We start from the raw sequence: 23,295 nt of genomic DNA, 5'->3' as shown, positions 1-23,295 counted from the left end.
CACATGACCAGCACGGCGTCCCACAAGCCCATCCTCGACCAGCCCTTCGTCCTCGACCTCTTCGCAGGTCCCGGAGGGCTGGACGTCGCCGGTCACTCGCTCGATATCCCGAGTCTCGGTATCGAGTGGGACAGAAGCGCGTGCCTGACCCGGTACGCTGCCGGGCTGGACACCCTGCACGCGGATGTGAGCGCGGTACGCAAGGACGCCTTCGAGTCGCTGCCGCCGGAGATCAACGTGCTCGCCGGCGGCCCTCCGTGCCAGACGTACTCGGTGGCCGGGCACGGCGCCGGGCGCCAGGCCTTGGACAGGGTCAAGAAGTACATCGACAGGCTGATGCCAGGTGACTCCGACAAGAAGATCGACGAAGAGCTCAAGGATCTCCCCGATCCACGTACTGCACTGGTCCTCGAACCTCTGCGGTACGCGATTCAGGCAACGCGGAGCCCCAATCGTGAGAACCGACCGTACGATGTGATCGTCCTGGAGCAGGTCCCAGCAGTGGCCCCGCTCTGGGAGCACTACGCCAAGGTGCTGGCCGAGACAGGGCTCCCCGACGGGACCAAATACAAGGTTGTCGTCGGCGTTCTGGACACCGAGACCTACGGGGTACCACAGACCCGATCTCGCGCGGTGTTGATCGCTCGACGCGAAGGGCTCGGTCAGCCCTCGCTCCCCTCCCCTACACACCGTTCCTATGATGCGAAGGAATGGAACCGGAGCAACGGGACGAGCGCACCTGACCAGGCCCGTCAGCCGACCCTTGACGAGGGCGGCACATCGGGGAGCGACGAGGACAGGCTCCCCTGGAGGTCAATGCGTGATGCCCTCTCGGACTCGGTGGGCTCGCATCCCGGGCGTGTCACTCCCTTCTTGGTCCGCTCGAACTACGGCAGTTCGGGGAACCCGGGGAGGCGTGGAGTGCGGACCGACCAGCAGCCCGCCACCACCGTCACCGGCCGCATCTCCCGTTTCGTGGTCTTCGAGCACCTGAACGAGAACATCGTCTACGAGGGTCCGCGGTTCAGCATGAACGAGGCGGGGATGCTGCAGAGCTTCCCGCCGGACTATCCGTGGTCCGGAACGGCGCAGGCCCAGCAGGTGGGCAACGCCGTACCGCCCCTGTTCGGTGCGCACCTGCTGAGTTCCGCTCTCGGACTCCCCAAGCCGACTCCAAGGGCATTGGCAAAGCCCTGGCAGCCGGCCACGGAGGAGCAGCGAGCCAAGCTGCGAAGCAATGGCTGCGGGGCCCCCGACAACTGCACCGACAAGTGCCCGCAGGCAAAGGACCAAGTGCCACCGCCCTCATCCATGCGCCCGCGCAAGGGCAAGAAGGGGTCGGCCAAGTAGTCCGAGCCCGGCGCCAGGTCAATCCCCGGGCTTCCTGCCCCTGACCGGCGCAGTCTCGAACAGTTCTGCAAAGTAGCTGGTGAGCGCGGCCACGGCCTCCTCCGGGACAGGGTCCTCGTCGGGCCCCTTCGGGAGTTCGTACCGCTCGACCGGTGGCGCCGATTCCGCTTCCGCGATCCAGTCGCGCAGATGGACGGGATCACGAGGCCGGTCCTGCCCGAGGATGTCGTAGATCAGGGTCGCACCGGCCGCGTTGATCGCGACGCTGAGGCCATCGACCTCTCGCCCCGTGGTGACCAGTCCGCTCTTCAGCAGACGGACCATGGCCTGAGCAGTGGGACGGTGGTCGATCATCTCCTTCTTCAGAACGCTGTGGATGAGGTCCTGGTTTCCGCAGGCTGCCTCGACCGGCTCGTAGTCCGCCCCGTTCCTGAACAGCTCCGCTGCCCACCACAGGCGTGAGAAACACTGCCGGTCGGCAGGTCCCCGGAAGCGCTCCGCGGCGACACGCCTTTCCGGCTTCTTCACCGTCGGTTCCGAAAGGTGACGCCAGACCACGTAGTCGGGAGCCACCGCCAGTGCGAGGTGGTTCCACAGACGCTTGTCCGCCGCTTCTCGTCGCGTCAGGCGCAGCGTGGCATGGAGCCGAGGCGCGAGCCATGCGTCGGCTCGCGTGCGGTCCTCCCGGAACTCGAAGATGGCGTCTTCCACCAGGCTTCGGATCGGCTCGACCCACCATCTGGCGTCGTCCTCGGGAAGCGGTTCGACGACCTTGGCGAGGTCGATGCCGCCGTGGACCTGTTCGCCTCTGAGCAGTTCCTCGGTGAGGAACGGATCGACGGCCGAGGTGGCGAGCAGCGCCAGCCGCTCCGGTACATGGTTCGGTTGGGTGATCACGTCTCACTCTCGCGGTTCATCTGTTCCAGACTGCGGATCACATAGGCAAGCGCCTTGGCGGCATCGGCGCGGCGGACCGCCGCGTAGTGGATACGGGTCTGCAACTCGACCCAGCCCGATTCACCGGTACGCCGGCGGTGGACCTGCCGTAGGGCCTCCTCGACATGGACGCCTGGAAAGACGTCCGGGAGCATCTCCCGGAGCACCTCGCCCTGCCAGTCGGTCGGGAAGACCGGGGCGCCGCCGGGTTCTACCTCCAGATCGCCGATGGCACCGTGGAACACCGCGGTCCAGACGTCGGTGGCCATCTGGGCGACCAAGAGGTCACGTACCTTGCTGTCCACTCCCGAGCCGTTACTGTCCAGCAGGCCGATGACACCCTCGACGTCGGTGTTCACGAACACGGTGGGGACTCTGGCCGAGGCGTCCACGATCCAGGGCGCGTCGGCGTAGGCCTGGAGCCACTCCCGGGAGCTTCTCTTGAACGATGCTGTCTGGACGTCCAGTTGGAGCCCACGGACGGGCTCGTCGGAGACCGTGTCGACGATCCAGCTCCGGTCGGTCTCAGCAATCGACCGTCCGCGCACTCCGTCCACCGTCCCGACGGCGTACACGGCGAGGGAGGCTCGACCCAAGTGGTCGTCGCGGAGCACCTCCAGCGACCCCGACCAGTCCCGCCCGCCCTCCGCGTCAAGCGTGAGATCCGCGGAGGTGCGGACATTGGTCTCGCCGTCGGTCAGCACGGCGAGGACGCTCAGATCGGACCAGGCCGCGTCCGGCGCATTCGCCCCGGGTGGCAGCGTCGCCGACAGGCCGATCGTGGCGCTCACCCAGTCGGTGTGACCGGCGATGCCGAGCGCGACGGACTGCTGTTGGGTCGAGTACGCCGTGGTCTCCAGCTGGTCGCGGGTGCCGTCCGAGAGCTTGAGGGACACCGACGTCACTCTGAGAGCGACCGGCCGGTTGAGTCGCTTGTACGGGTAGATCTTCACGCGTCACTCCCCCTTTCCGGCACGGAGTTCGAGGACGAGGCGGGTGAGCGTGGTCCTGACCGGGTGACTGGTGACATCGGTGGATCCTCGGAACTTCGCGCGACGCACGCCGGGAGTGAAGCGCAGGGTCCCGTCCTCCACCTCGCAGCCCTCGACAGCCACGAGTTCCGCCCACTCCAGCTTCGGACGGCCTCCGGAACGCACATCCAGTTGCGCGACCGGCACCATCGGGACGATCTCGTCGCCCCGCGGGATGCTCACCTCTGCGGTGATCCGCCATTCCCCGTCGTCGCCGACTGTCGCGTCGAGCTTGTCCAGCACCGGAACCACCGGCCCGGCGGGCGCCTTGGCCTTTGGCCTAGTTCTCACGGTCAACGCCTTGCGTACGGCCTCGCCGCCCTCGCGGCTGGTGCGCTTCGGCCGTGCGACAAGTTCCCTGACCGCATTGTTGACCTCGGCGGTCAGCGCGCTGATCCGGCGATACGCGGAGGGGGACCAGCGCAGAGTCAGCTCCTCCGTCTGCCCCCAGCGGTCGTGCTCAGGCGGTTCCGCCGCACGTAGGAATTCCTCGGCCTCCTTCGCGAAGGGAGCCGATTCTCCGGCTGCCTCGCCCACCAGCAGAACGGCCTGAAAGGGGTTGGTCCCAAGCGGCAGCCTCTGAACCCCGGCCCTCTTGACGGTCATGCGGTTGCCGCGCAGCGAGTGCACCTGGTTCTTCCCCCCGTCCCCGTCTCTGTCGCCCTCGGCCTCGGTGACCAGCAGGACCGCCTGGTGCGTGCCGAGCGTCCCATGGGCGCCGCCGGAGAGCGGCAGCTTCAGCGGGACGTTCCGCGCCGCGACCTGCCCGGCCTCGGTGAGACGGTCCACTGTGGTGCCCTCGTAGTGCGCCCTGAGGGCACGAGTCCGGGCGGGCTGCTCGACAGACGGGTCCACCTGCTTCTCCGGCACGACCTCCTTACCGTTCTGAAAGGCCCGGACAGAGACCTCCAGGAGGGGGAGCCTGCTGCCGCCGCCGGTCATCGCGGCCCAGAAGTCACGTCCCAGCGCCTCTACCAGACGGCCGTGCATCTTGCAGATGTCACGCGTGTCCTCATCGCCGTCCTCGACACCGCCGGACTCGTCGTCGGCGTCGGACCTGCTCTCAAGGCTGGCAACGTCGTGCGCACCGACGATGAGGAAGGAGGTACCGGGTTCGTCGCTCTCCCTGGTCAGATACAGACGTGCGACGGTCTCCTCGTCCGCCCACCAGGAACGGGCGACCATGGCACCGGGCGAATCGGGATCGGGGCGCCCGAACCAGGCCGGCCCCGCGTACGGCTCGCCGTCCACTTCGCGCCACGGCAGTTCGAGACGGCCGATGACCCGTCGCTCGGTACGTCCCTCGTGAGGCACGGACAGAGTGGAGTTGATGAGCACGAGTCCGAGGGCGCTGGTGGCCCACAGCGTCGCCTTGCCCAGGCCGTACGAACCACCCGCGCCGGGGCCGGACTTGAGGCTCTCCAGCTGACGCCTGACCACGGCGGCGAACTTGCCGTCCGCGTAGTCGTCGCCGATGAGCCCGGAAGCGTTGTAGTCGTCAACACGCAGCAGGACCAGACGGCCCTTCTCGTACATGTCCCGTACCCCGGCGTCTACGACCCGACCAACCTTCTGGTTACCGGCGGCCTCCGAGACGGCGGAGTAGTGCGGGAAGAGATCGTTCCAGAGGATCGCCTCACGGAAGGAGTCCAGGGCCTCACCGGTGAGCTCGTGCAGGGTGTAACGGACCCGGACCGGGCGGCCGTTCTCCGTAAGGCGCTCGTCCAAGCTGTTCTGGCAGGTCTCGCGGGCGAGGACCTGCACGTCGGCGTCGAAGGCGAAGGCTGCCGCATTGCCCAGGTCACGGCCACCGTCGGAGTAGCCGGGGCGGTGGTACCAGGTGACCGGGAGGCCGGCCTGGGTGTCGGTGGTGCGGGTGTGCACCGTACCCACGTCCGTGCCGAGCGCCTTGGCGATGTCCGTCATTACGGTAGGGCGAGGCGTCGACCGGCCCGTGATCCACGCGGACACGGCGGCCCGAGTCAGCTGGAGTTCGTCGGCCAGTTCGGCCTGCGTCTTCCCCGCGAGCTTGAGCTGTCGGGCCAGCCAAGGCCCGAACTCCTCGCCTGTCTCCACGCGTCACCTGCTCTTTCTCGAAGTCCATGCGGCTCGTGTGCTGTGGACCACGAGGTTAATTTGACACGTCCGGAAGCGTCAACCAACAGTTGATCGATCCCACGGCACGGATCCCTTCAACCAGGTGTCCAACTTGTATCGAATGCCCAACTGTCGCACCATGTGTACGACTTCCATAAATGGAGCGATTAACTCCCTTCAAGCGAAAGGGAGTTGAGCTTGCGCGTTCGAGTGGCCGCCGGTACCGTTGTTGACGATGGGGATCCCATCTCGCTCACGAAACCCGAAATCGGGAGGGCTGGGCGGCCGGGGAAGAAGTGCACCCAAATTCAGCCCCGCACAACAGGAAACGAGGCACACACCAATTCGCCTCCACCGCCACAGAAGAATTTCAACGAAAGGGCTGGCGACACTGGGCCAGAACCCGCTAGTGTCCTCAGCCAACAAGAGTCCCGGTGGGGGGATTCGCTATCGATTTAATCCATTTTCGCGGGGGGATGTGTGCCCAATTTACCCCTGTGCAACCTGAATAGGGGTGCGCCAGCAATGATTGAGCAGGGATACAACGACTTCTTGTTTTCATCTCGGGAATTGAGTTCATTCGATTTGGAAATCAGCACGGCCAAGACCGAGAACGAGGTGATGAAGATTCTCCAGGACTACGACCTGTCCGAGAAGGACTTTCCCGACGGCAGGGTTCCCGGTCTGCCGCCGGACGAGTTCCCGGCAACCTGAACACCTGGGCGAGGTAGTAAAAAGAGCAGGTCATAGCCCTGACCCGGTTCCTGTCGACGGGACCGAGCCCCATCGCCTTCGCGCTCTCGAAGGCACTGTGACGCCAATACCCAGCACCACGACAGGCATGCGCCGGCTTCGTCGAAGCCGGCGCGGCCAGTCCCATCCCTGACATTTCACTCGGACTTTTACGACCCTGGAGTGCAGAGCAGTGCCGTCTTCGCCCCTTTCGGTAGAGCAAACCGTTCTCGAACAATCCTCACGCGTCCTGCAGACTTACGCGGTGGACCCCGGCCTCGTGGCCGAGCACGCCAATGGCGAGCGTCGGATCACCCAGGGTGGATATGGCGACCGCCAGCTCTTCGAGCTCGTCCAGAATGCGGCGGACGAAATGGCCGACGAGCCGGGCGGCCGAGTTTTCATCATCCTCACGGACACCCACCTCTACTGCGCGAACGAGGGGAACCCGGTCACCCCTGAAGGTGCGGAGACAATTCTCCGAATGAGCATGTCGAAGAAGCGTGGAGGGCAGATCGGACGCTTCGGAGTAGGCGTCAAGTCGGTCCTCGTGGTAACCGACGCACCTGAATTCTTCAGCCGCACGGGAAGTTTCGGATTCGACCGTGCCTGGTCGTACGAGCAGATCAAGGCCGTACCTGGCGTATCAGCGCGCTACGGCCCGGACTTCGACGCCCCCGTACTGCGGATGGCCCGGCCTCTCGACGTGCAGGCCGAGCGCACCGCCGATCATGTACTCAACGAACTGCTGGACTGGGCCGCCACCGTCGTTCGACTGCCTCTGCTCCCCAGGGCCGACGATCGGTTGGGCAGGGACATGCACGGCGGTCGCGCCAAGGACCACGGCGAGCCGCGCGAGGAATTCCCGGTGGGCTTCCAGCTCTTCTCCCCGCACGTCGCGAAGGTCGTGCTGGAGGACCGCCGGCCCCGGCCCATGGCCCGACGTACGCTGACCACCCGACAGACCGGCGACCTGCACACCGTGGTCGAGGAGCGGACCGGAAAAGCCGTGACCACCGACCGGTGGCGTGTGTTCAGCACCACCCACGAGCCCGGTCCGAGTGCTCGGGCGGATGCCGGAGAGCTGCACGACCGGCTTCTGCTCGACCTCGCCTGGGGTGTCCCGGCCCTGGAGAAGGATCCGGAGAGCGGCCTGTACGTCAGCCCGCGATCGCGCGGACGCGGCAAATTCTGGTCCTTCTTTCCGACCAAGTACGAAATGTCGTTGAGCGGCATTCTCAACGGAGCCTGGAAGACCAACGAGGACAGGCAGAACCTGCTGGACTCCTCCCCCTTCAACCAAGAAATGATCAGGGTGTCGGCGAAGCTGGTCGTCGACTCCCTCCCCGCCCTGGCACCGGCCGAGGACCCGGCCGCCTACCTCCCCCTGCTGCCCGGCCGCGTCAAGGAGGCGATCAGCTGGGCCGACGAGTTCCTGACCCGGGAGGTCTGGGACCGCACCGCGGACCGCCCCTCCCTGCCCGACCAGGACGGCGTCCTGCGCGTCCCCACGGAACTGCGGATCCACCCGCGGCTCGACAGGGACCTGCGGAAACTGTCCAGTTGGCTGCGGATGTGGAACGAGTGCCCCGGGCGCCCCTCGAACTGGCTGCACCCGAGCACGGAGGCGGACGTCCTCCGTTCCGGCAAGGTCGAGCACATCATCGGCGCGGCCGGACACGAACGGACCGGCGTCCGTGAGTGGCTGGAAGCCCTGGTCGAGAGCGAGGCACCCGAAGCATCGGCAGTGGCCGTGCGAATCCTCGCGGACATGATCGAGGCCAACTCTCCCTATGCCGAGGAGGCCCGCAAGGCCCACATCGTGCTCACCGAGGAGCACGGTCTGGTAGCCCCCGTGCACGGCAAGGTGTTCCGCCGTGCCGACCAGGGCGGACTGCGCGAGGCCCTGGTGTACGTGGTCGACGAGCTTGCCCAGGATCCGTCGCTCGCTCACGCCCTCAACACCCTGGGCATCCGGGAGGCCGATGTCGAGGGCAGGTTCGTCAGCGTCCTCGATCAGGGCTTCGATCACTACAGCGATTCGGACTGGGAGCGCTTCTGGGAGTTGTTCCGTCAGGCGGGGGTCCGTCGGCTGGCCCACAAGGTCCTGGAGCGGGTGCCCGCTCCCCGCTCGACGCTTCGGGTGCGAACCGCCGACGGGCGATTCCGGCCGATCGAGGACTGCATGCTGCCGGGTGTCGTCGTCGACGCGAAGCGCGACCCGAGTATCGCCGTCGACATGGCGTTCCACTCCGACGACACCACGTTCTTCTCCCAGGTCGGTCTACGGGAGCGACCGTCCGGTGGGGTGCAGCCCCAGGCGGACGAAGCGTGGTTCGAGGAGTACCGCGAAGCCGTCCACGCCGCCTACCTGCGCGGCTTGGACAGTCGCGCCCCGCGCCCCACGCTGAGCCGGATGAAGGTCGAGGGCGCCGCGATCGGTGGTCCGCTCCACCTCTACCGCGCGCTCTCCGAGGAATCCCGCTCCGCCTTCCTGAAGGTGTTGCCCGACGACGCCGTCGTGGACAACTGGACGCTGCAGATCGGCGCCCAGACCAGCACCCGCCAAGCGGTGGCCTCACCGATCCGGTGGATGCTGAGGAAGTTCGGCTCGGTCAGCACCTCGCAGGGGATCAAGCCGCTGAAGGAGGCCGTCGGCCCCCAGCTCGCCGGCTATCGGGACGTGCTGCCGGTCGCCGACGTCTCCCCCGAGAAGGCTCGCAGGCTGCGGCTCCCGACCACCGTCGACGAGGTTCCCCCCGACCGCTGGGTCGCGCTCCTCGACGAGGTGACCCGTAGCGAGGACGACTCCTTCGTCGGCGCCACTTACGTGATGCTGACCCGGTTCGGCGCGGACTTCCCCGAGGACTCCCTGACGCGTTGCCGGATCGGCGACGTCTGGGGCACCCGCCCCGACGGCGAGATCACGATCGCCGTCGGAGCCGCTCAGTACCGGGCGCTCCGCGCCGAACAGCTCCCGGCGCTCCTCGTACCGACCGCCGAGGATGCCGAGCTGATGATCGAGAAGTGGGGGATGCTCCGCTATGCCGATGTGATCAGCCGGGAGACCCGTGAAGAACCGGAGGGTGACCCCGTCCCTCTGGTCGAGCTGTTCCCTGCCCTGCGGCAGCGCCTGAACAGCGGCCACCGGAACAGCATGGTGCAACGATGCAGCGAGCTGGAGGAGGTCATCCGTACGCCCAACGGCACACACGCCTCTCCCCTGGACGCCGTGCGCCAGGACGGCACCGTCAAGGTCCGCGTGCCGCTGGAGCCCGAGCCGATGCTGCGTCTCATCGATCGCGAACTCGGCCTTGGTCTGGGCGCCGCCGGTTGCCGCGCGGTCCTGGAGCACCAGGACCGTATGGCTCGTGACAGCGAGCTGAAGGCGGCGCAGAAGGCGGTGCGCGAGGCCGCGGACGTGGTGGCCAAGATCGAGCTGCTGATCGGTGCCGACGCGCTCCGGGCCGGCCTCCCGGAGGGATTGATGGAGGCCGAGATGCAGGCGACCGGCGGTGTGGAGCCGTCCGGGCGCCGGATCGCGCAGATGGCGTTCAACGCGCACGGTGACGGAGTGCTCCAGCAGCACGCCCGGGACATCCAGGTGCGTTTTCCCAACGCACCGGTCGCGTACGGGGGTTCGTCGGCGGCCATCGTGTTCGTCTCGGAGATGAGGCTGCCGGTCGCGTTCGCCGGTTCGAAGACTCCGTCTCCGCCACCGTTCGAGACCGTCGAGGGCCCTCGGGACTTCCCCAGCCTCCACGGCTACCAGGAGGACCTGGTCAGGAACATCTCCACCATGCTCGACCGACTGGCGCCCCAGCGCGGCATGCTGTCGCTGCCGACCGGCGCCGGCAAGACCCGGGTCACCGCCGAGGCCGTGATCCGCTGGGTGAAGCGGGTCGGCGACCTGAAGGGTCCACTGCTGTGGATCGCGCAGACCGAGGAGTTGTGCGAACAGGCCGTCCAGAGCTGGAAGTTCGTCTGGAGCAAGGTCGGTGCCGAACGACCGCTGACCATCAGCCGGCTGTGGAGCACCTACGAGGTCGGAAATGTCGTAGACCACCCGCACCTGGTGGTCGCCACCGACGCCAAGCTGGAGCGGTGTCTGGACACCGACCAGTACGCCTGGTTGCGCAAGGCCGCACTGGTGATCGTGGACGAGGCTCACACCGCCATCTCGAAGCGATACACCGAGATCCTCAGTCAGTTGGGACTCACACAGTACGAGACCAGCCGGCATCTGCTCGGTCTGACCGCCACCCCGTTCCGGAACACCAACGAGGAGGAGACCCGTCGTCTCGTCAGCCGCTTCGGCAATCGACGACTCGACGAAGGAGTGTTCCCGTCGGGCGACCCGTATCGCGACCTCCAGGACTGGCGCATCCTGGCCCAGGTCGAGCACCGCACCCTTGAAGGCGGTCGTATCGAACTCACACGGGACGAGAAGACGCACGCCGATCGCATGGCCATGCTCTCCCGCTCCGCCGAACAGCGGCTCGCCGATGACCACGCGCGCAGTCGGCGCATTGTCGACTCGGTGACGGAACTGCCGGACAACTGGCCGACGTTGCTCTTCGCCACCTCGGTCGACCATGCCAAATACCTGGCCGCCATGCTCAACGACCAAGGTGTCCCGTCCGCCGCCGTGGACTCGACGACCAGCACGCAGGACCGCCGCAACCGCATCGAGAACTTCCGAAACGGACGCATCCGAGTCCTCACCAACTACGGTGTGCTCACCCAGGGATTCGACGCACCTGCCACGCGTGTCGTGGTCGTGGCCCGGCCGGTTTACAGCACCAACGTGTACCAGCAGATGATCGGTCGTGGGCTGCGTGGACCACTGAACGGCGGCAAGGACAGCTGTCTGATCCTCAACGTCAGCGACAACATCGCCAACTTTGACACACACCTCGCCTTCACCCAGTTCGAGCACCTCTGGAGCCGGAAGTGACCGACGTCTACCAGGACAGCCCTCCGCTCACCGACGAGCAACTGGCCGTCGTCGAACAGTTCTGGGACGCGCGCGTCCTGGTCACCGCGGGCGCCGGGGCTGGTAAGACGCACGCCCTGGTGCGCCGGCTCGACGCCCTGTGCGGCCACGAGGACCCTGAACAGGCTCTGGAGGCGGCCGAGATCCTGGTGCTCACCTTCTCCCGGGCGGCGGCTCGGGAACTGCGCGAACGGATCTCTCGGCACGGGGAACGAGCTCACCGGGTACGCGCCCGTACCTTCGACGCGTGGGCCTATGAGGTGCTCCTTCAGGCACATCCGGACGGCGAGTGGGGCGCGGTCGGCTTCGACGAGCGGATAGCCGCCGCGACCCGCGCGATCGAGAAGGGCGCGCTGGAGGTCGGCGACGCGGTGCCACCGGCCCACGTCGTGATCGACGAGGTGCAGGACCTGCTGGGCGGGCGCCGTGAGCTGGTGGAGACGCTTCTCGACCGGTACCAGGACAGCTGCGGGTTCACCGTCGTCGGAGACGCCGCCCAGTCCGTGTACGGCTTCCAGATCGCGAACCTGGGCGAACGCGCTGACGAGACCGGTCGGTTCTTCGACTGGCTGCGCTGTTCCTACCCCGACGACCTCGTGGAGCTGCGTCTCACGAGGAATTTCCGGGCCACCACCGCCGAAGCCCGGGTCGCTCTGGCGCACGGCCCCCTTCTCCAGCAGGTCACCGACCCGGACGAGGCCGGGAGGCTCTACGACGAACTGCGCGATCTCCTTCTGGATCCGGCGAACGGCATGGGCGACCTCGACGGCGAGTTCACCCTGGACGGCCTGCGGGACCTCTCCGACACCTGCGCCGTCCTCACCCGTGACAACCAGCAGGCCCTCGTGGTCTCCGGCCTGCTGCACGCGCACGGCATCGACCACCGGCTGCGGCGCCCGCTGGAGGAGCGTCCGGTGCCGTACTGGGTGGCCGAGCTGCTGCGTCGCACGGAGGCGACCGGCCTCACCGAGGACCGGTTCCGTACGCTTCTCTCGGAAATCCCTCTTCCTTACGAGCCTGACGCCGCCGCCCTGTGGACGGTGCTGCGTAGGGTCGCGCGCGGTGCGGGGCGCGGAGTGCTCGATCTGGACCGGCTGCGCCGCGCGGTCGCCGACGGCAGGTTCCCGGACGAAGCGGCGGACCCGGAGAACGCCCGCATCGTCGTCTCGACGGTGCACCGGGCCAAGGGCCTGGAGTTCGATCGGGTGATCGTCCTGACGCCACCGACCCTCGCCGAGCTCCACAAGCGGCATCAGGACGAGTTGGACCTTCCCGCCGAAGCCCGCGCCCTGTACGTGGCCATGACGCGCGCCCGCCAGGATCTGTACCACGTGGCCCCTCCCGAACTGCCGCACTTCAAGCGGGCTGGGAGTCAGCGCAACGGCCGTCGCTACCTCGGGTCGTGGCGGTCGTACGACAGGTACGGGATCGTCGCCGAGGCGGGGGACGTCTGCCGGGACAACCCGCCCGGCCACCAGACCGACGCCGTTGCCACCCAGGCGTATCTCCTGGAACAGGTGCGCTCCGGCCAGGAGGTGCTGCTGCGTAGGGTCCACGACCTGCCGATGGGCGAGGCGGAAAGCCCGCCGTACGCCCTGGTGCACAAGGGGCGGGAGATCGGCGAGGCGTCGCGGCGGTTCCGCGAGGAGTTGTTCCAGGTACAGAAGGTGAACCGCACCTGGGACCCTTGGTGGCCCGACGAGATCCACGACCTGCGGATCGACACCCTGGAGACCGTGACGGGCAGCGCCGCCGCCGGCGCCAACGCCGGTCTCGGTGACCGAGGCGTGTGGATCGTCCCGCGCATCACCGGCATCGGCCGGTACCGGAGAGCCGACAACGACGAGGAGCAGCACGCATGACGCAGGTGGCAGGCCGACACTCCGAGCACTACCGGGTCCGGGACGAGGAACTCCTCGTGGGACTCCGCCGTGAGCTCCTCGGCCCCGCCGAGGACGCCGTACCGGACGATCGGGACGAGGTACTCACCCAGGACGCGCCGATCGACCGTTACTTGACCGGTGTGCTGTATCCGCGTGCCACGAAAGAACGGCAGGAGGAAGAGGCCGCCAAGCAGGACGGTCCGGACGACACTCCCGTCAACACCCGTGGCGACGGCGAGGATTCCAGCACCCCGCCGGAGGTCGGTGCCTCGGGGGACAGGCGGCCCTCCTCGATGGGCCTGACCTTCGCGGTCAAGCCGGATATAAACGACATGATCGTGGTCTCGGCGCGTGCGGCCGTCTACGAGCCCACGGACGCCGACGGCAAGCGGATCCCGGCCCGTCGCGCCGAGGCCCGTACCGTCGCCGACCAGCGTGAACGGTGGCGCCGGCGGGAGCTCTCCTTCCCCGACCAGCGCTTCGTCGTGACCAAGGCCGCTCCGAAAGATCCGATCCCGCTCAGCGACGAAGCCTCACTGCACGTCAACATCCGTCGCCTTGACAAGACCACCGGCACGGTCACGATCACGGTCACTCTGATCAACACGCAGAAGATCGGCGAGTGGGATCTACAGGACGCGTTCTCCCTCTTCCAGTGCGGGCTGACGGTCCGGGCTGCCGACGGCTCCGACGCGTTCGTCGAACGCCCGGCTCCGGACGCCGCCCACGACCCGGAGGTCGCCACGAGTCGGCTGCTGCACCGCCACGCCCCGACCTTCGCCGTCGGGCACGGTTGTGCCGCCGAATGGGACTGGAATCCGTGGCCTATCGGCATGACCGAAACCGCCCCGGAGATCGCCGTCCCTGAGGTGCGGACCCAGTTCGTGCCGACGGTGGAGGTGCTGCTCACCGACTCAAACCCCGAGATCGACAGCTCAGCGCTGTCCATGCTGGGGCTGGCGGAGAATTCCGACGCCGAGATCCTGACCGCTCTGGAAGGGCTCGCCGACGGGTACGAACGCTGGATCGACCGCAAGGCGGCCGAGACGGAGGATCTGGCTGCCGGAACGCACGAGGAACCCGCGCGGGAACAGGTCAAGGCCTGCCGCCAGGCACTCGGCCGAGTCCGCGAGGGCATCGAGCTGTTGCAGACCAAGCCCGATCTGATGAAGGCTTTCCGACTGGCCAATCGCGCCATGGCCGACCAGCGTGCCCGCAGCGCCTGGGTGAAGGGCGGACGCGTCGGCGTCCCCGACCCGACCGCCGGACGCTGGCGTCCCTTTCAGATCGCCTTCGTACTCCTGTGCCTGGCAGGCATCGACGACCCCGAGCATCGTGATCGGCAGATCTCCGATCTGCTGTGGTTCCCCACCGGTGGTGGCAAGACCGAGGCCTACCTCGGTCTGATCGCCTTCACCTCGTTCCTGCGCCGTATCCGCAAGGGCGTGGACGGCGGCGGTGTCACCGTCCTCATGCGCTACACGCTGCGGCTGCTCACCCTCCAGCAGTTCGAGCGCGCCGCGATCCTTCTCTGTGCCATGGAACACATGCGGCGCCGAACACCCGAGTTGGGCCACGAAGAGTTCTCCGTCGGTATGTGGGTGGGACGCTCGGCCACCCCCAACACGCTGACCGAGGCAGGCCTGAAGCTCGACGAGCTCCGCGCGAACCTCGACAAGCGCCTCGCCACCGAGAATCCCGTCCAGCTGCACGCCTGTCCTTGGTGCGGAACCCGCCTCGACGCACGGAACTACGAAGCCGACGAGGACGCGAAGCGGATGCACGTCCGATGCCCCGGCGCAAACTGCGACTTCGCCGACGGCCTGCCCGTCCACCTGATCGACGAGGCGGTGTACGACGCGCGGCCGACACTGGTGATCGCCACTGTGGACAAGTTCGCGTCGATGCCGTGGCGTCCGGCGACCGCGGCACTCTTCAACCGCGACGACGACCCGGACGGCGGCACCCCACCCCCGGAACTGATTGTCCAGGACGAACTCCACCTGATCTCCGGCCCGTTGGGGACACTCACCGGCCTCTACGAGACCGCCGTGGACGCACTCGCCGGCCGACCCAAGGTGATCGCCTCCACAGCCACCATCCGTCGCGCAGCCGACCAGGGACGCCACCTCTTCGCCCGCGAAGTGCGGCAGTTCCCGCCCGCCGGCCTCGACGCCCGCGACTCGTGGTTCGCCGTGGAGACACCGCGCGAGGAAAAGGCGAGCCGCCGCTACGTCGGCCTCCTGGCCCCCGGCATCAGCCAGGCCACCCTCCTGATCCGCACGTACGCCACCCTTCTGCACCGGGCCAAGCAGGCGAAGACCGAGGACGAGGTACGCGACGCCTACTGGAGTCTCGTCGGCTACTTCAACAGCCTCCGGCTGCTGTCCGCTGCCGAACTCCAGGTCCACGACGACGTGGTGGCCTATCTGGAGGTGCTCGCTGAGCGCGAGGGGGTGGAAGTCCGCTCGGTCGTCAACTACTCGGAGCTGACGAGCCGTATCGACGCCAGCGAGATCCCCACCCGCCTCAAGGGCATCGAGAAGCGGCTGCCCGACGAGGACACCGTGGACGTCCTCCTGGCCACCAACATGATCGCGGTCGGCGTGGACGTGGACCGACTCGGTCTCATGGCCGTGATGGGCCAGCCACAGACGACCGCCGAGTACATCCAGGCGACCAGCCGCGTCGGTCGCGCGCACCCCGGTCTGGTCGCGATCATGCTCAACTCAACGCGCTCCCGGGACCGTTCCCACTACGAGAGCTTCCAACATTTCCACTCGGCCCTGTACCGAGAGGTCGAGTCCACTTCCGTCACACCGTTCTCCGCCCGCGCCCGTTACCGGGGCCTGCACGCGGTGATCGTCGCCCTCGCCCGCATCATGATCCCCGCCGCCCGACCCAACGATGGCGCCGGAAAGGTCGAGTCCTACGAAGACGTACTCCGTGGCCCCATCAAGACGATCCTTCTGGAACGCGTGGACGCGGTCACCCGGGAGGAGACCAACGCCGTGTCCCGGGCCTTCGACGAGTTCGTCGGGTGGTGGTGCAAGGAGGCCGACATCCATAACGGCCTGCTGTTCGAGCCTCAGAGAGGCAGTCGCGCACCGTCGCTTCTCAAGGCCTATGACGACGAGTCCGAGGGCACCGGGGCGTATCCCACGTTGTGGAGCCTGCGTGACGTCGACGCCGAGACCGCCCTGTTCATGGAGGGAACCCGATGACCCCGCCCCCCGCCCGCCGTCGCCGAACCGGCGCGGACGGCGCCGCACCCGCCCACAACTTTCCGCGGCGCGGTGCGGTCCGCCGCGTCCAGGCGATCACCACGTACGGCGTCGGGTCGCTCATCGCCGTCGACCATGAGTCCTTCATCGTCTCGGGACTCGACGAGGCCGAGCAGAGCTGGAGCCGTGATGAGTCGCCGCAGATCCACGAACGGCGGCTGGCCCGAGTGCTCGGCGTCGACTACTTCCGGCTGCCGCCCGCTTCCGACGACACCAGCAAAGACGGTATCCGGGTCCGACGTTTTCCCTTGATGCACTCCTGCCCCGAGTGCAACGACCTGCAACGACATCGCGACTTCAACCCGCCGGCCGGTCGAAGCGTCTGCGGCACGTGCGAGGTCGACCTGGTCCCCTCCCGTTTCGTCGTCGCCTGCGAGGCCGGGCACCTCGACGAGTTCCCGTACTGGCAGTGGGTGCACCGTTCCACGGACCGTGGTGCCTCGACGGCGGCACAGTGCGGAGGGAAGCTCAAGATGCGCACGTCCGGGCGTACTTCCTCGCTGCGCTCCATCCTCGTCTCCTGCACCTGTGGGCAGGCACCCGAGGTTTCGATGGAGGGCTCCTTCCGGAGGAGAGCGCTCAAGGACCTGGGCCTCAAGTGCCGAGGCTCCCGTCCGTGGCTCGGTACGTCCGCCGCCACGGGCGGATGCGGACTCCCTCTGCGCACCCTGCAGCGCGGTTCGTCGGCAGTCTGGCAGCCGGTGTTGAAGTCTGCGCTCTCCATCCCGCCGTGGAGCAATGGCCGCGCGGATCCGCTCGCCGAACACTGGGAGCAACTACGCAAGCTGAACAGCCGCGCAGAGGTCGAGATGTGCCTCAAGTTCGTCTTCAAGGGTGAGAGCCCGGTTCCGATCGACGAAGTCATGGCCTTCCTCGACGCCGAGCGGGAGGAAGACCCCACTGGCGACGAGGCGCCCTCCTTCGACCATCGTTATCGCGCCCTGCGCAACAAGGAATACGAGCGTCTCCGCTCCGGCAACGACGAGAGCGAGCACTCCCGCGACGAGGAGTTCGTCTGCGAGACCCCGCTGGGCGACCAGAGCTTGCTCGACCCGCTCGGCGTCACCGGCCCGATGCTGGTCAAGAAGCTCCGCGAGGTGCGCGCACTGAAGGCGTTCACCCGGCTCGGCGACGCCGAATCGACGACCGATCCCAAGGAGATGCCGCTGTCCGAACGCTCCCTGCGTTGGCTCCCGGCCATGGAGGTTCGGGGCGAGGGAGTCTTTCTCCGTCTGAACGAGGATCGACTCGGCGCCTGGGAGAAAGCCACAGCGGTGGCGGCCCGGATCGAACGGATGCGCACCGCCCACCAGCGGGTGTTGGAGCAGCGGGCCGACGACCCGAGCCGCGTCGTCCTCTCCCCCGCCACGCCTCGCATGGTGCTGCTGCACACCTTGGCCCACATTCTCATCAACGAGTGGAGCCTGGAGGCGGGATACCCGGCCGCGTCCCTGCGCGAGCGCCTGTACACCGCCGAGGACATGGCCGGGGTGCTCGTCTACACGGCGACGAGCGACTCCGCAGGCAGTCTGGGTGGCCTGGTCGCTCAAGGTGAGCCGGAGATTCTCGCTCGCACGGTCCGTTCGGCCGTCCGCCGTGCCGAGTGGTGTTCCTCGGACCCGCTCTGCATGGAGACCGAGGCGTCCGGCGCCGGCGGAATCAACCTGGCGGCCTGCCATGCCTGCGTGATGCTCCCGGAGACGAGTTGTGAGCACAACAACGTCCTCTTGGACCGCGCCCTCCTTGTCGGAACCCCTGACGATCCCGAGGTGGGCTTCTTCGCCGACATCCTGAACCCATGACGTCCGCCCCGCCTTGGCGAAGGCGCCGACACTGATCGGCGCCTTCGCCGCGCTTCCCGAGTCAGGGAGCCTTCCGTCACCATGCCGGTCGTCGCGTGTCCGCCTCGAACTGCATCTGGGCGCGGTCCAGAGCCCCATCTGCGTCATGGCCATGGGCTCGAAGCCAGTGAAGAAGATCGGCGATGACGTCGATCGCCACCTCCTCCGCGGCGATGGCGCTCAGCCTGCTCGGTCCCCCCAGGTGGGTCGGCAACGCCGCGTTGTAGAAGTGCAGGCAACTCGTGGCTCTGGACACCCGGACGTCCTTGCTGTGGCCGTTCGCCTCCGTCAGTCCCGACGCGAGTTCAACCCACGTGATCTTGCGGTCGGGCAGGAGTTGGACGCCCCAGCGCTCGGACATCGCGGCTACTAGGGCCATACCGCGCCCCGCCTCGGCATCGCCGGCCGAGTCGATCAGACGCGGTAAGGCCCGAGTGTCGGGATCATGGACTTCGATACGCAGGCGCGTACCGCTGATGGAGACGGCGAGCGTCGTCGGGGTACCGGGGCCCACGTGAGTGATCACGTTGGAGACGAGTTCGCTCAGGCAGAGCTGGGCCGACTCCGTCAGCTCCGCCAGCCCCCAGAGGCCCAGATGAGCGCGAAGCAAGCGCCGCAGCGCCGCCATTTCCGCCGGCTCGGCGGAAAAAGAAAGATCCCAAAGCCTTCCCGGCGTACATCCACCGCAATCCATGTCCCAACTCCTTCGTCCACCTGACTCGTTGCGCTGCTCGTGAAGCAGTGGCCTGTCGCCCTGGCGCAGGCCACCCCTCCCAGGGCAGGAGAGAACAGGGGGCATACGCGATGCGCTTCTGCTCGCTGTGCGTGAGCGGCGCGATGTCCAAGCTAGAAGACGGCTTGGTAAATTTGCCACACTCTTCGGCAAATTAGCTCGATCGTGGCTCGCGAGCCGCCCAGCACGGCAGACTGCCGTCCGAGTCCGAAACGGAAGGATCGACATGGCCCCGAGGGCAGTACCGACGCAACGTCAGAGGCGCCTCGGTCACGAACTGCGCAGGATGCGGATGGCTGCAGGCGTGTCCGCGGAGCAGGCCGCAAACTTCCTGGGCGTGGACCGAGGAAAGATCTCCAACATGGAGTCCGGGGTCCGGAGCATCAGCGAGGAACGTCTGCGCACCCTGGCTCACCACTGCCGTTGCGACGACGAGGAGTACGTAGCCGCCCTGGTCGAAATGGCCTCACCCACCACCTCGGGCTGGTGGGAGCGGTATCGCGGAACCCTTCCTCAAGGTCTGCTGGACATCGCCGAGTTGGAGTGGCAGGCCATTCGCATGCGCACCGCATGCACAGTGCACATTCCTGGCCTGTTTCAGACGACCGACTATGCCCTCGCGGTCTTCCGTGCCGTCCTTCCGCAACTACCCGAGCACGAAGTGGCGTTGAGAGCAGCCCACCGCAACAACCGTCAGGAGGTGCTCGCCTCCGAGGCCGCACCCACTTTCACCGGAATCGTGCACGAGGCCGCGTTGCGGATGCAGTTCGGAGGCTCCCGGGTCAGCCGCGCGCAACTCGAACACCTACTGGACCAGTCCGAGCGGGACGGTCGAACGGTTCTGGTCGTCCCGTTCAGCAGTGGAGCCTTTCCAGGTGCAGGACAGACCGTTCTGTACGCGGAAGGACCGACGCAACAACTGGACACCGTGCAGATCGACAACTCCCACGGCCCGGACTTCCTGTACGGCGAGGCAGAATTGACCAAGTACCGCGCTCACTTGAACCGGATGGAGGAGCTGGCGCTGTCCCCCGACGACTCAAGAGCCTTCATCCACGCCATCGCACGCGAACTCTAGGAGACGTCATGCCTGAGATTCAGTGGGAAGATCCGTTCTGCGGGGAAGGCAACTCGTGCTTCCGGATAGGCGTGGACAGCTCCGGCAATGCGTTCATAGCGGTGAACGGCCAGGAGGACCGTTTCATCACGGACAGTCGGGACGCTCTGCAGACCATGATCCTCGACATCAAGGCCGGCAAGGCGGACCACCTGCTGAGGTGAGTCCCGGAGCGAACGCCGGTTCGTTGACACCTGGAATGACTCGCGGCTTAGGGCACCGGCTCGCTGTTGGCAACATCCTTACTCCCTGGGACAGTTGGTCACGACGGGCGAGCCGCAGGGGATGAGCGGGGGCTGTGGTGCAGAGGCGTCGACAGATCGTGCTGTGCGTATGTGCTGTCGTACTCGCGGTCGTAGCAGTCCTTCATCCACGCAGTGCCGACGACGTCGTGGCCGCCACCCAGTTCAGCATCGCCTTCTTCGCCACACTGCTGACCGGCGAAGCCGTGATCTTCGCGCTCACCTTCTCCGCTGCCAGCTCCTGGCCCTCCTTACAGGCGATAGACAGCCATATCGCCTTCCGGGAGTGGGTGCTCATCGGCTGGTTCGCCGCCCTCTTCACCGTCTGTGGCCTGCTGGGCGACAACAGGATCAGCGCGACCTACGGCGCGCTGCTGTTCCTGCTGGCCAACATCTTCGGGATCTTCTCCTTCATACGGCTCTTCGGTCTGGCCAGCGTCGGCGGCCGTAACCGGCTGCTGTGCCGGACGCTCGCCGAGTCGCTCAGTCAGCCGGGCGTCAGGGTCTCTGTCCACGACTTCGAGAACAGCTCGGTCGTCAACGCCTACCTCGGCGCCATCAATCAGGCCGTAACGAGCAACGATCCGACCGCTGTCAGAAACCTCGTGGACCAACTGGTCGAGGTCGAAGTGGGAGTGGAGGCGGCCGAGGGGGCGATCACCCTCCATATCGACGTCCTGCACCGGCTCGCCCGAGCCGCCCTGGTCAGCGGGGCCGATCCGATCCAGGCGACCGCCTGTGCTCACGCCCTTGTCGACTCCGTCGTCCGCCTGTGCCGGAACCTGCCCGAGCCGGCTCTGCCGCTCGGAGCCCTCAGCCGCTATCTCGCCTGGCTGACCAACACCTCACTACTGATGTCGGTACGCGGTGTCGCGTCCAATCGGTCCGCCCGTGAGCTGGTCGCCCTCAGCACCGATGCCCGGCTGAAGATCCTGCGCTGCGTCGACCCGGACCCTAAGTCCGCCACCAACCGCGACGAACTCGGCACGCTTCTCACGAAGCCGCACCAAGTCCTTATGTGGAGCTCCGACTTCGCCGAGTTCCACGGTGCGCACCAGGCCAGTGCCATGTACGGCGTGTACGAGATCCTCACCGGCACGAAGTTCATGGGGAACTACTGGGACGGCGCGTCCATCCTCACCCAGTTGCGTCAGGCTCTCTTCGGCGCCGACGACGCCGTGACCGGCCCGGCGGCGGACGCGGCTCGTGCGGCCTTCGGTGACGTCGAGGAGTACGACCACTTCTGGGCCCTCACCTCGGTGACTGCGCTCGCCACCCTGCGGGACTGCCGCGTCACCCACCCGCCGGAGCTCGTACGTCCCGAATTCACGCCTGACCACCAGCTGCTGGGCGCTTACCTGCGGACATTCGCCACCCACCGGTACTTCACCACGGCCGACGAGGCACGTACAGCCCTGCTCGGACTCCTTTCCCGTACAGCTCCGGTCGGGTCGGCCAGTGACCGCGTGCACCACAGTCGGGTCGGCCGTACGTACCGCGTGCCCGCCCCGCACGTGGAGCCGCAGCAGCGGCCCGCCGCGTTGATCCTCGCCATAGCCTGCCGTCTGGCTCCGCTCACGCCCCGCGAGGACGACATGGAGCTGCGTACCTTCCTCGCCGGGCTTCCCTCCACCGGTCTGAAGGCCACTGCCGTTCTGGCCGCCCGTGTTCTTCCCGGTGCGGCCGAGGAGACCGAACCGATCGAAGCCGTCGTCACAGGTCTGAAGGCCCTGACGCTGGTCGGGGCACACACCCGGGAGGGAGCATGACGGACCCGGTCATAGACACGATCGCCTGGCGCGAGCGCGTCGCCGCTCTCCAGTCGAGCGAGGTGACAGCCGCCGTCCTGGTGCAGTGCGATCTGACGTGGCTCCAACCCGGTCTCGTCGGTCTCCGGAATGAGATCGATCAAGCTGTCATGAACGCCCAGTTGCGTCGCGGTGCCTACCTCACCGTCGACCGCGTGATCCTGCACAATCTGCCCGTCGTGGTGGCCGGTGCCACGGCCCGGCCCGCCTCCGTCGACCGGGCCTTCGAGGAATGGCACCAGCGGCTGTCGGCCACCAGTCTGCTGCTCTGCACCTCCGACCGGCCGGCGCCCAGAATCCACCGTCTCATCCTCGACGGCGACCAGTCGTCCGCGCCCATCCCGGATATGGTCGAAGTGCTGGACAACGGCGACTGGACCGACCACCAGCGGGCCGGGCTGGCGCTGGACATCATCCATACGGTCGGCGCCACCACGCCTCTCACGGGCTACGACATGAACCTGGATGGCCCCTTCGGCGACGCCGATCCCTCCATATACATGTGAGCGTGGCCGCGAGCGGCCTACCAAAGACTTGGAGACCAGGTGCCCTTCTCCGCCGAGATCCCCGAGGACCACGTCTTCCTTACCCAGGCAATCGAGTTGTCGCGCCACGCGCTGGAGGACGAGGGCAAGACTCCGTTCGGCGCCCTGGTCGTCATCGACGGGGAGGTCGTCGCCACCGGCACCAGTTCGGTCGTCGAACTCCGTGACCCGACGGCGCACGCCGAGGTCATGGCCCTCCGTGCCGCCGGGGGCAAACTCGGCCGTCACCTCATGGAGGACGCCGTGATGTACTCCAGCAGCGAGCCGTGCCCCATGTGTCTGGTGGCCTGCTACTGGGCCCGCGTCTCGCGCCTCGTCTATGCCGCGACCAGCCATGACGTCGCGGTCAGTGGGTTCGAGGACCTGCAGTACTACCGAGAACTCAGCGTCCCCAATGCGGAGCGGACCCTGCTTCAGGAAACGGCGGTCGGCGGTGAGACGCGGGAGATCGCGGCGGCGGCCCTGGCCAGTTGGGCCGACAAGCTGCCCTTCCCCGTAGAACCCAAGCTCTGAAGTATCTGCTGGCAAGGCTCGTTGGATCAGGTACGGGGAGAACCAAGGCCGAGTTCGCAGCCGTCGGTCAAAAGGGTGCCCCGGCCGCCCGCTTCTTCGTCAGTGTCGTGCTTCCGTGAGCCGAGTAAAGGGCGCTCCCGCTCCGCTGCGCTGCGCGTCCGCGTCGGCTTCGCCGATCGGCCTCCGG

General features: G+C 67.1%; 15 protein-coding genes. 11 read left to right on the top strand and 4 right to left on the bottom strand.

The window, feature by feature from the left end:
- Positions 1 to 3: 3 nt before the first annotated feature.
- Positions 4 to 1,350 (top strand): DNA cytosine methyltransferase, encoded by a 1,347-nt coding sequence (locus KVT45_RS06310; protein WP_217545487.1) that lies wholly within the window; start codon positions 4 to 6, stop codon positions 1,348 to 1,350.
- Between the two features lie 18 nt (positions 1,351 to 1,368).
- Here KVT45_RS06310 and KVT45_RS06305 read toward each other — a convergent pair whose 3' ends face one another.
- From KVT45_RS06305 to KVT45_RS06295, 3 genes are read right to left on the bottom strand one after another with little or no spacing between them, the layout of a single operon-like run.
- On the bottom strand, positions 1,369 to 2,247 hold the full coding sequence (locus tag KVT45_RS06305; RefSeq protein ID WP_217545486.1) for a DUF6339 family protein: 879 nt from the start codon (positions 2,245 to 2,247) through the stop codon (positions 1,369 to 1,371).
- Positions 2,244 to 3,239 carry a hypothetical protein gene (locus KVT45_RS06300; RefSeq protein WP_217545485.1) on the bottom strand — a complete coding sequence of 332 codons (996 nt, stop codon included), beginning with the start codon at positions 3,237 to 3,239 and terminating at the stop codon, positions 2,244 to 2,246. Before KVT45_RS06300 ends, KVT45_RS06305 begins: the two co-directional genes overlap by 4 nt.
- 3 nt (positions 3,240 to 3,242) lie before the next feature.
- On the bottom strand, positions 3,243 to 5,393 hold the full coding sequence (locus tag KVT45_RS06295; RefSeq protein WP_217545484.1) for a helix-turn-helix transcriptional regulator: 2,151 nt from the start codon (positions 5,391 to 5,393) through the stop codon (positions 3,243 to 3,245).
- A 546-nt stretch (positions 5,394 to 5,939) separates the two neighbouring features.
- Between KVT45_RS06295 and KVT45_RS06290 the strand changes: the two genes are divergently transcribed.
- The 5 genes from KVT45_RS06290 to drmB all read left to right on the top strand — a co-directional run bounded on the left by KVT45_RS06290 (position 5,940) and on the right by drmB (position 18,111).
- A complete protein-coding gene (locus tag KVT45_RS06290; protein ID WP_217545483.1) occupies positions 5,940 to 6,128 on the top strand; it encodes a hypothetical protein in 189 nt (62 codons plus the stop codon).
- A gap of 211 nt (positions 6,129 to 6,339) precedes the next feature.
- Positions 6,340 to 11,103, top strand: coding sequence for a DEAD/DEAH box helicase (locus tag KVT45_RS06285; RefSeq protein WP_217545482.1), 4,764 nt, complete (start codon positions 6,340 to 6,342; stop codon positions 11,101 to 11,103).
- Complete coding sequence (locus tag KVT45_RS06280; protein WP_217545481.1) at positions 11,100 to 13,004, top strand: UvrD-helicase domain-containing protein; 1,905 nt, start codon at positions 11,100 to 11,102, stop codon at positions 13,002 to 13,004. The genes KVT45_RS06285 and KVT45_RS06280 overlap by 4 nt, the downstream gene beginning before the upstream one ends.
- On the top strand, positions 13,001 to 16,249 hold the full coding sequence (locus tag KVT45_RS06275) for a helicase-related protein (RefSeq protein ID WP_217545480.1): 3,249 nt from the start codon (positions 13,001 to 13,003) through the stop codon (positions 16,247 to 16,249). Before KVT45_RS06280 ends, KVT45_RS06275 begins: the two co-directional genes overlap by 4 nt.
- Positions 16,246 to 18,111 carry a DUF1998 domain-containing protein gene (gene drmB, locus KVT45_RS06270; protein WP_217545479.1) on the top strand — a complete coding sequence of 622 codons (1,866 nt, stop codon included), beginning with the start codon at positions 16,246 to 16,248 and terminating at the stop codon, positions 18,109 to 18,111. Before KVT45_RS06275 ends, drmB begins: the two co-directional genes overlap by 4 nt.
- A 76-nt stretch (positions 18,112 to 18,187) precedes the next feature.
- On the opposite strand, the gene KVT45_RS06265 is transcribed toward drmB, so the two are convergent.
- Complete coding sequence (locus tag KVT45_RS06265; RefSeq protein WP_217545478.1) at positions 18,188 to 18,844, bottom strand: ATP-binding protein; 657 nt, start codon at positions 18,842 to 18,844, stop codon at positions 18,188 to 18,190.
- Between the two features lie 265 nt (positions 18,845 to 19,109).
- On the opposite strand from KVT45_RS06265, the gene KVT45_RS06260 reads away from it, so the two are divergent.
- From KVT45_RS06260 to KVT45_RS06240, 5 genes are all read left to right on the top strand, one after another.
- Positions 19,110 to 19,961, top strand: a complete 852-nt coding sequence (locus tag KVT45_RS06260; protein WP_217545477.1) for a helix-turn-helix transcriptional regulator — start codon at positions 19,110 to 19,112, stop codon at positions 19,959 to 19,961.
- A gap of 8 nt (positions 19,962 to 19,969) precedes the next feature.
- The gene (locus KVT45_RS06255; RefSeq protein ID WP_217545476.1) at positions 19,970 to 20,164 is read left to right on the top strand and encodes a hypothetical protein; all 195 of its coding nucleotides are present in this window, start codon (positions 19,970 to 19,972) and stop codon (positions 20,162 to 20,164) included.
- 227 nt (positions 20,165 to 20,391) lie between these two features.
- Complete coding sequence (locus tag KVT45_RS06250) at positions 20,392 to 22,011, top strand: hypothetical protein (RefSeq protein WP_217545475.1); 1,620 nt, start codon at positions 20,392 to 20,394, stop codon at positions 22,009 to 22,011.
- Positions 22,008 to 22,556, top strand: coding sequence for a hypothetical protein (locus KVT45_RS06245; RefSeq protein ID WP_217545474.1), 549 nt, complete (start codon positions 22,008 to 22,010; stop codon positions 22,554 to 22,556). The genes KVT45_RS06250 and KVT45_RS06245 overlap by 4 nt, the downstream gene beginning before the upstream one ends.
- Positions 22,557 to 22,595: 39 nt before the next feature.
- Entirely contained in the window at positions 22,596 to 23,108 is a 513-nt protein-coding gene (locus KVT45_RS06240) for a nucleoside deaminase (protein ID WP_217545473.1), read from the top strand.
- Positions 23,109 to 23,295: the final 187 nt, after the last annotated feature.

Source organism: Streptomyces sp. GbtcB6 (assembly GCF_019091475.1).
Taxonomy (GTDB): domain Bacteria; phylum Actinomycetota; class Actinomycetes; order Streptomycetales; family Streptomycetaceae; genus Streptomyces; species Streptomyces hyaluromycini.
This window is presented reverse-complemented; position numbering and strand designations above follow the sequence as displayed.

Bases quoted from the DNA above. Each gene is read 5' to 3' on its own strand.
- KVT45_RS06310 (WP_217545487.1), top strand. From the start codon at position 4: ATGACCAGCACGGCGTCCCACAAGCCCATCCTCGACCAGCCCTTCGTC.
- KVT45_RS06290 (WP_217545483.1), top strand. From the start codon at position 5,940: ATGATTGAGCAGGGATACAACGACTTCTTGTTTTCATCTCGGGAATTG.
- KVT45_RS06275 (WP_217545480.1), top strand. From the start codon at position 13,001: ATGACGCAGGTGGCAGGCCGACACTCCGAGCACTACCGGGTCCGGGAC.
- drmB (WP_217545479.1), top strand. From the start codon at position 16,246: ATGACCCCGCCCCCCGCCCGCCGTCGCCGAACCGGCGCGGACGGCGCC.
- KVT45_RS06265 (WP_217545478.1), bottom strand. From the start codon at position 18,844: ATGGATTGCGGTGGATGTACGCCGGGAAGGCTTTGGGATCTTTCTTTT.
- KVT45_RS06260 (WP_217545477.1), top strand. From the start codon at position 19,110: ATGGCCCCGAGGGCAGTACCGACGCAACGTCAGAGGCGCCTCGGTCAC.
- KVT45_RS06255 (WP_217545476.1), top strand. From the start codon at position 19,970: ATGCCTGAGATTCAGTGGGAAGATCCGTTCTGCGGGGAAGGCAACTCG.
- KVT45_RS06245 (WP_217545474.1), top strand. From the start codon at position 22,008: ATGACGGACCCGGTCATAGACACGATCGCCTGGCGCGAGCGCGTCGCC.